An 866-nucleotide genomic window follows, 5' to 3' on the forward strand; every position below is an offset into this window, starting at 1 on the left:
AGCACATCTCTGACCGGGTGGGGGTGATGTATCTGGGCAAGCTAGTCGAGTTGACCACCAGCACCGAGCTATTCCGCGAGCCGTTGCATCCGTACACCAAAGCGCTGATCTCGGCCATTCCACACCCCAACCCCTTTGTCAAGCGCGAGCGGATCGTGTTGCAGGGCGATGTGCCAAGCCCGATCAATCCGCCGAGCGGCTGCCGCTTCCACCCGCGCTGCTGGATCGCCAAGAGCATCTGCAAAGAGCAAGAACCGGCATTTGAAGAGAAGCGCAAAGGGCATTGGGTGGCCTGCCATTTTGCCGGCCAATTTTAAGGGGCTGCACAAAACGGAGCCAGTATGATTCGCATGTTGCATCTCGCCGATCTGCATCTTGGGATCGAAAACTACGGCGCGCTCGATCCGCGCCGTGGTCTCCATTCCCGCCTGATTGACTTCCTCGACCGGCTGGATGAAGCGATTACCATCGGTCTCGATCACCAGATTGATCTTTGCCTGATTGCTGGCGATATTTACAAAAACCGCACCCCCAACCCGACGGTGCAGCGCGAGTTTGCCACTCGCATTCGCCGTTTGCGTGAGGCGGGGGTGGCAGTGGTTATTCTGACCGGTAATCACGATATTTCGCCGGCGCAAGGCCGCGCCCATTCAGTCGAGATCTTCGCTTCGTTGGCGTTGGAAGGGGTAACGGTGGCTGATCGCTTGCGCCAGCACCGGATTGCCACCCGCAGCGGCGAGGTGCAACTGATTGCAGTGCCGTGGGTAACGCGCCAGACGCTACTCGCGCGCGACGAGATGGTTGGCGCGTCGTTTGCAAGCATCGAGTACGAACTCACCCGGCGGCTGATGGATTTTATTGAGCAG

General features: G+C 58.9%; 2 protein-coding genes. Both read left to right on the plus strand.

The features are described from left to right. Positions 1-317: ABC transporter ATP-binding protein (locus NZU74_20290; GenBank protein ID MCS6883669.1), on the plus strand; the 317-nt coding region annotated here is incomplete at its 5' end. 24 nt (positions 318-341) lie between these two features. After that, positions 342-866 (plus strand): exonuclease subunit SbcD (sbcD, locus tag NZU74_20295; GenBank protein MCS6883670.1); only part of this gene is annotated, 525 nt, incomplete at its 3' end.

This window comes from Chloroflexaceae bacterium (genome assembly GCA_025057155.1).
Lineage (GTDB): Bacteria > Chloroflexota > Chloroflexia > Chloroflexales > Chloroflexaceae > JACAEO01.